This is a genomic window from Polaromonas sp. (assembly GCF_029945895.1).
Lineage (GTDB): Bacteria > Pseudomonadota > Gammaproteobacteria > Burkholderiales > Burkholderiaceae_C > Polaromonas.
The window spans coordinates 1-7,078 of record NZ_JAQSDL010000117.1; the positions used below are offsets into that span (position 1 = coordinate 1).

General features: G+C 65.5%; 6 protein-coding genes. 4 read left to right on the forward strand and 2 right to left on the reverse strand.

Annotated features, from left to right (window positions below):
* A partial coding sequence (locus tag PSV33_RS18795) for an adenylate/guanylate cyclase domain-containing protein (protein ID WP_300564138.1) occupies positions 1–1,032 on the reverse strand: 1,032 nt, incomplete at its 3' end.
* Positions 1,033–1,096: 64 nt separating this feature from the next.
* Positions 1,097–1,795 carry a ribulose-phosphate 3-epimerase gene (rpe, locus tag PSV33_RS18800; protein WP_300564140.1) on the reverse strand — a complete coding sequence of 233 codons (699 nt, stop codon included), beginning with the start codon at positions 1,793–1,795 and terminating at the stop codon, positions 1,097–1,099.
* 98 nt (positions 1,796–1,893) lie between these two features.
* On the opposite strand from rpe, the gene apaG reads away from it, so the two are divergent.
* The 4 genes from apaG to PSV33_RS18820 all read left to right on the forward strand — a co-directional run bounded on the left by apaG (position 1,894) and on the right by PSV33_RS18820 (position 6,987).
* On the forward strand, positions 1,894–2,301 hold the full coding sequence (gene apaG / locus PSV33_RS18805; RefSeq protein ID WP_300564148.1) for a Co2+/Mg2+ efflux protein ApaG: 408 nt from the start codon (positions 1,894–1,896) through the stop codon (positions 2,299–2,301).
* A gap of 12 nt (positions 2,302–2,313) precedes the next feature.
* Complete coding sequence (locus tag PSV33_RS18810; RefSeq protein WP_300564142.1) at positions 2,314–4,305, forward strand: site-specific recombinase; 1,992 nt, start codon at positions 2,314–2,316, stop codon at positions 4,303–4,305.
* Positions 4,306–4,580: 275 nt separating this feature from the next.
* Positions 4,581–5,837 (forward strand): cation:proton antiporter, encoded by a 1,257-nt coding sequence (locus PSV33_RS18815; protein WP_300564144.1) that lies wholly within the window; start codon positions 4,581–4,583, stop codon positions 5,835–5,837.
* Complete coding sequence (locus PSV33_RS18820) at positions 5,830–6,987, forward strand: YbdK family carboxylate-amine ligase (RefSeq protein WP_300564146.1); 1,158 nt, start codon at positions 5,830–5,832, stop codon at positions 6,985–6,987. The genes PSV33_RS18815 and PSV33_RS18820 overlap by 8 nt, the downstream gene beginning before the upstream one ends.
* Positions 6,988–7,078: the final 91 nt, after the last annotated feature.

The following is a 7,078-nucleotide window of genomic DNA, read 5'->3' on the forward strand; positions in this document are numbered from 1 at the left end:
GCCCTGCACCAGGGCATGGGTCTCGCTGGAAATCAGGATTTCGCCGGGCTCGGCGGCCTGCTCAAGGCGGGCGGCCAGGTTGACCTCGCGGCCGATGATGGTGTATTCCATGCGCAGGCTGCTGCCGAAATTGCCGACGTCGCAAAACCCCGAGTTGATGCCGATACGTATCTCGAAATTCCTGTGAATGCCCATCTCCCGCCAGCGGGCGCGCAGCCCCTCCATGCGTTTTTGCATGGCGATGGCCATTCGCACGCACTGCACCGCATCCTCGCGAACGCCCAGGGTATGCGGGTCGCCAAAAAAAATGACGATGGCGTCCCCGATGAATTTGTCCAGCGTCGCGCCGTACTCGGCGGCAATCTGCGACATTTCCGCGAAATAGCTGTTGAGCAGCAGCGTGACCTCTTCAGGCTGCCACTGCGCAGTCGACTCGGTGAAATTCTTGATGTCGGAGAAAAACACCGTCAGCTTCTTGCGCTGCGTCCGGATTTCGGCCTGACGCGAACCGTCAAAAAGCGACTGGTAAACCTGCGGCGCCAGATACCGCGAGAGCTGCTCGGACAACACCTTCAGGCGCCTGGCATTGGCGTGGCGCTCAAGGTGCAGCTTCAGGCGCGCCAGCAACACCGGCGGGCTGATCGGCTTGGTGACATAGTCGGTCGCGCCCAGGTCCAGCCCCCGTTGCTCTTCATCCTCGCTGCCCAGTGCCGTGAGGAAAATGACCGGAATATCGGCGGTGCGAGGGTCCCGGCTGAGCCGGGCAAGCACCTCGTAGCCGTCCATGTCCGGCATCACCACATCCAGCAGGATGATGTCCGGCCGCTCGGGCGACCGGGCCATGTCCAGGCCGACCTCGCCGGCGGCAGCCGCCTTCACCTCGTAGCTGTCCTGCAACAGGGCCGTGAGCAGGTAGCGGATATCCTCGCTGTCCTCAATCACCAGGATGCGGTGCCTGTGCAACGGCTCCGGTCCGGCCGCATCCGCGGTCTGCGTCAGCGCCCCCGCTGCTGGTTTGCCTGCTGTCCCCATGGTCTGGCCCTTCCAATCCAGCCAGGGCAGGGCCCCCGGCTCACCCGCATCGTGCGCTACCGGCTTATGTCGCCGCCAGTGCCGTCCGCATGCCCGCGATCACCGCCCGGTAGTCCGGCTTGCCGAAAATCGCACTGCCCGCCACAAAGGTATCGGCGCCGGCCGCTGCCACCTGCGCAATGTTGTCGAGCTTGATGCCGCCGTCGACCTCCAGACGGATGTCCTTGCCCGACGCGTCAATGCGCTTTCTCGCCTGTTCGATCTTGCGCAGGGCCGAGTCGATGAAACTCTGGCCGCCAAAACCGGGGTTGACACTCATGATCAGGATCAGGTCGATGTCGTCGATGACCCAGTCCAGCACATCCAGCGCCGCGGCGGGGTTGAACACCAGCCCGGCCTTGCAGCCTTTGGACTTGATGGCCTGCACACTGCGGTGCACATGGCCGGAAGCGTCGGGGTGAAAACTGATCAGGTCAGCGCCGGCATCGGCAAAGGCCGCAGCCAGGCTGTCGACCGGCTGCACCATCAGGTGCACGTCGATCGGCACCGCGGTGCCGTCGGCTTTTTTGGCGTGCGGCTTGAGGGCGCTGCAGATCATGGGCCCGAAGGTCAGGTTGGGCACGTAATGGTTGTCCATCACGTCAAAGTGGATCCAGTCGGCGCCGGCCTCGATGACTGACCTCAGTTCCTCCCCGAGGCGCGCGAAATCGGCGGACAGAATCGACGGGGCAATCCGGTACACCGGTGACTTGTTTTGGCTCATGGCCGGATTGTCGCAGCAAGTGCGTACCCCGACCATTTCCCCCGGATTCTCCCGCCCGCCGGAGGGCGGTTAACATGGGCGCCAATCTTGTAGACCCCATGCCGAAATACGAATTTTCCTGCGACGTCCAGCCACACTACCTCCCCGAGCAATCGGCGCCCGAAGACGAGGTGTATGGCTTTGCCTACACCGTCACGATCACCAACACCGGCGAGGTCGCGGCGCAGCTGATTTCGCGCCACTGGATCATCAGCGACGCGCGCGGTCACACCGAGGAGGTCAAGGGCCTGGGCGTGGTCGGCCATCAGCCGCTGCTCAAACCGGGCGAGTCCTTCCAGTACAGCAGCGGCTCGCGCCTGCGCACACCCACCGGCACCATGCATGGCAGCTACTTCTGTGTTGCCGAGGATGGCGAACGTTTCGAGGCGGCCATTCCGATGTTTGTGCTTGAGGCGGGCAATGGCGGTGGCCCCGGCCAGGCCGGCGGCGCCCGTGTCCTCCACTAGGGGCGTCTGGCCATGCGGACACTGAGCGAGCTGCTCGACCAGCTGGAGCCGGGCGCTGAACTGGCCGTGCGGCACCTCTGGCTCAGCGATCTGCTGGACTGGATACGCGGGGACGCCGGCAATGCCCAGGCGGCACTGTCGCGGGTCCGCCTGTTCCTGGACGCGGCCCAGGCCCGGCCGGGTTTTCCGCAGAAGCTGCGGCTGTGGTGGCTCACCCTGGTCGAGACGGTGGATGCCACGCCCCTGTTTGCCGATTTCGGTTTTGCGCCACGCGCCGCTTTTCTCAGCGAACTCGGCGAACGGCTGCGCTACAAGCTGTTGCCGGGCACGCCCGAGACCACCCACGCCACCGAACTGTTCATGCTGCTGTTCCCGGTCCCGTTTGACGCACAGTGGCTCAAACTGCTCGACGAGGACACGCTGGGGAGGCTGGGCGCCATGTTGGGCCAGGCCGGCGGCGACCCTCCCGCCGACCTTCCTGCCCCCGGCGCCAGTGCCCTGCTCAAGGACTGGCAGGCCATGCTGCTGGAGTCCCTGACCTACTGCACCAGCCAGGTCTGCGCCACCGGCTTCTCGCCCGAACTGCGCCTGCGGATGAGCCCCCAGAGTCTGCTGGCCCGGCCCTTTCACGGCCTGCTCGCCGATCTTGAAGCGCTGCGCGCCGCGTTGCTGCTGCACGGGCCCGACAGCGGCGCGCTGCACCTGGCGCTTGACCAGTTCAAGAGCCGGCTGGAGGCTTGCCGCAGTGCGGCCTCGTCGGCGTACGTCCACCTTGATGAACACGGCATCTCGGTCGGCCTGGTGTTTCGTCTGCGTCAGCTGCGCGAGCGCATCCTGCGCATTCGCGATCTGCTTGACTGCCTGCTTTCGGACAAACCCGCCACCAGTGCCATGCAGTTGCTGGCCCGGCTGGTGCTGCTGGCCGAGGAGCGGCGCAGCATACGCGCGCTGGTGGCCAGCAACTCCACCCTGCTGGCCGCCAAGGTGGCCGAGCGCGGCGCCGAAACCGGCGAGCACTACATCACGCGCGACCGCGCGGCCTACACCGACATGTTGCGCAAGGCCGCCGGCGGCGGCGCCCTGACGGCCGTCACCACGCTGCTCAAGTTCATGGTGGTGGGGCTGGCACTGTCAGCCTTCTGGGGCGGCTTCCTGGCCAGCATCGTCTATGCCGCCAGCTTTGTGCTGATCCAGTTGATGCACTTCACGCTGGCTACCAAACAGCCGGCCATGACGGCACCGGCCATGGCCGCCAAGCTCAAGGACCTGCGCACGGGCGAAGCGGTGAGCGAGTTTGTGGACGAGGTCACGCACCTGGTGCGCTCCCAGGTGGCGGCCGTGCTGGGCAACGTGCTCGTGGTCGTGCCGGCGGTCCTGCTGATCAGCATCGCCATGCAGTTCGGGCTGGGGCGACCGATGATCGATGCCAAGGAAGCCGCTCATGTGCTGCACACCCTGAGCCTGCTCGGCCCCACGCTATTGTGGGCCGCCTTCACCGGCGTGGTGCTGTTTGCCGCCAGCATCATAGGCGGCTGGGTGGAAAACTGGTTTGTGCTGTACCGCCTGGCGTCGGCCATGCGCTACAACCCGCGCATCACCCGGGCGCTGGGCGTTGCACGGGCGCGGCGCTGGGGCCATTTCATGCGCGACAACATTTCGGGCTTCACATCCAACATCGCCCTGGGTTTCATGCTGGGACTGATTCCGCCGATGACCGGCTTCTTCGGGGTGGAACTCGAAGTGCGTCACGTCACACTGTCTTCCGGCCAGCTGGCCGCGGCCGCTGCGGCCCTCGGCTGGGACGCGCTGCGGCAACCGGCCCTTTGGTGGTGTGTGGCCTCCATCCCGCTGATCGGTGCGCTCAACCTGGGGGTGAGCTTTTACTTCGCGTTCCGGCTGGCGCTGCGGGCCCATAGCGTCAGCGGCGTGGATCGCAGACGCATCCGTTCCGCGATCTGGGCGCGCTGGCGGAGCAAGCCGGCCAGCTTTTTTCTGCCTGATTGACACCGCACAGGAGCTGTCAACACCCTGACAACTGCTAGCCAACAGCGCAGCAGGCGCCCATGTGGGTACTTGTCCTACATGCAAAGAGTGTGAAGCGTTGTAAATTAGGGATGTTTTCCGTGGATGCCTGCCTGGCCTGAATCATTGGCCGCGACATAGACCCACCGCAGGCTCCCGGGCTTGTCGCCGCATCGGCGGCCGGTCCCCATCGAGCACCCGCGCACTCCCTGTGCGGCGCTGCATGAATTTCAATCAATCAACGGAGACACTCATCCATGAATGAAATCATGGCCATCTGGGCCGAATGGATCAAACCCTCAGCGGGTCTGCCCACGGTCCAGTGGTCCTTCCTTCTGGCGCTGGCCGCTCTGACCGGGCACCTGGTGCAACGCTACGCGGGCGTGCCCAAGGTGGTGGGGTATTCGGCGGTTGGCGCTTTCGCCGGCCTGGCCGGGTTCACCGGTGCCGCCTGGCCGTTGCAGGGAACGGGCCTCTTTCTGCTGGAACTCGGCGTGGCCGTCGTGCTGTTTGAAGCGGGTGGCCGCATTCCGCTGCGCTGGTTCCGCCACAACCCCATGGTGCTGGTGCAAAGCCTGGCCGAATCGACGCTGACGTTTGTCGCCGTCTACTGGGCGCTGACCTTTTTCGGCATGCGGGAGGTTGTCGCCGAGCCGCTGGCCCTGCTGGCCATGGCGGCTTCGCCGGCGGTACTGTCGCGCGTGATCATCGACACCCGCGCCTCCGGTCCCGTGACCGAGCGGGCCATGGTGCTGTCGACCCTGAGCACGCTGTATGCGCTGACGCTTTGCAGCGCCCGCGCCGGCATGATGGGCCGCGGCGAACAAAGCCTGACCGACACCTTCTATCCGGTGGCCGTGGTGCTGGGCCTGTCGGTGGTGGTCGGCGCCGGCCTGGCGCTGGCGCTGCGTTCGGCCCTGCGCGTGATGAGCCCGACCAGCGAGAACACCGCCATCCTGCTGCTGGCCCTGATCGCTGCGGGCGCCGCACTGGCCGCCCATTTCGGCGGCTCGGCGCCACTGGCCGCCTTGCTGGGCGGCATGATGCTCAAGCAGCTCAATCCCCGCCCCTGGTCCTGGCCGCGGCAGATGGGCACCGCCTCGGCAATGCTGACCATGCTGATGTTCGTGCTGGTGTCCGTAGTGGCCGCGCAAGCCGACTGGAGCGGCCAGGTGGCCGGACTGGTGGCAGCGCTGGTCGTGGCAAGGGCCCTGGCCAAGATCACCGGCGTCGCGATCGGCAATGTGGGCAGCGGCGCCAGCTGGAAGCAGGCCCTGTGGGTCGGCTGCGCGATGTCACCGATGTCCTCGGTGGCGCTGCTGATCGTTTCGCAGTTTGTGGCTTCGTCGGCTTCGCTGGGACCGCGTATTGCCAGCATTGCACTGCCGGCCATCCTGCTGATGGAAGTGCTGGGCGCCATGCTCGCCACCTTCGCCATCTACCGCGCCGGTGAAAGCTCAAAACCCTGGACGCACAAACCCTGGACCACCTCAACCGGAGAGCTCCGTGAGTAAACACACCCCTGCGCAACTGGCACCCGGCGGGCTGGAGCCCTTCCAGAAATCGGAGGCGCTGTCGCTGGGCGTCGAGCTGGAATTGCAGCTCGTCAACACCCATGACTACGATCTGGCCCCGTATGCCGAAGACATGCTGCGCCTGATGGACAAGATCCCCCTGCCCGGCAGCGTGGTGCCCGAAATGACCTCGAGCATGATCGAGATCTCCACCGGCGTCTGCCAGTCCTCGTCCGAGGTGCTGGGCCAGCTCACGCAGATCCGCGACGCGCTGGTCAAGTGCGCCGACAAGCTCAACATCGCCGTGGTCGGCGGCGGCACCCACCCCTTCCAGCAATGGCATGAGCGCCGCATCTACGACAAGCCGCGTTTTCGCGAACTGTCCGAGCTGTACGGCTACCTGTCCAAGCAATTCACGATTTTTGGCCAGCATGTGCATGTGGGCTGCCCCGATGCCGACACCGCCCTGCTGACGCTGCACCGCATGTCGCGCTACATTCCGCACTTCATCGCCCTGTCGGCCTCCTCGCCTTATGTCCAGGGGCAAGACACGGCCTTTGATTCGGCTCGCCTGAATTCGGTGTTTGCCTTTCCGCTGTCGGGCCGTGCGCCCATGGCGCTGACCTGGGACGACTTCACCGTCTACTTCGAGAAAATGACACGCACCGGCGTGGTCAGGAGCATGAAGGACTTCTACTGGGACATCCGGCCCAAGCCGGAGTTCGGCACCATCGAGATCCGCGTCTTTGACACCCCGCTGACGGTGGGCCGCGCCGCTGCGCTGTCCGGTTACGTGCAGTCGCTGGCCTCGTGGTTCATGAACGACCAGCCCTTCACCCCCACCGAAGACGACTACCTGGTCTACACCTACAACCGCTTTCAGGCCTGTCGCTTCGGGCTGGAGGCGGTTTACGTGGACCCGGCCACCGGCGAACACATGGCCCTGCGCGACCACATCCTGATGACCATGGACAAACTCGGCCCGCACGCCGGCCCGTTGGGCGCCAGCAGCGGCATTCACCTGCTGCGCAGCAGCGTCGAGCTGTCCAACAACGACGCGCGCTGGTTGCGCGAACGGCAGGCCAAAGAGAACCTGCTGGCCGAAGTGATTCGGCAAGCTGCGCTGAAATTTCGGGGATTACCGGTCTGACCTTGTCAGCGTCACGCTGCACCTGCGGTCTGCTTGGGACAGTAGGCGCAACTCCCCACTCCCTCCCCCCGCCCCTCCCTCGCCCCGCTGG

Excerpts from the sequence above, each read along its gene's own strand:
- rpe (WP_300564140.1), bottom strand. The coding sequence starts at position 1,795 with ATGAGCCAAAACAAGTCACCGGTGTACCGGATTGCCCCGTCGATTCTG.
- PSV33_RS18815 (WP_300564144.1), top strand. The coding sequence starts at position 4,581 with ATGAATGAAATCATGGCCATCTGGGCCGAATGGATCAAACCCTCAGCG.
- apaG (WP_300564148.1), top strand. The coding sequence starts at position 1,894 with ATGCCGAAATACGAATTTTCCTGCGACGTCCAGCCACACTACCTCCCC.
- PSV33_RS18810 (WP_300564142.1), top strand. The coding sequence starts at position 2,314 with ATGCGGACACTGAGCGAGCTGCTCGACCAGCTGGAGCCGGGCGCTGAA.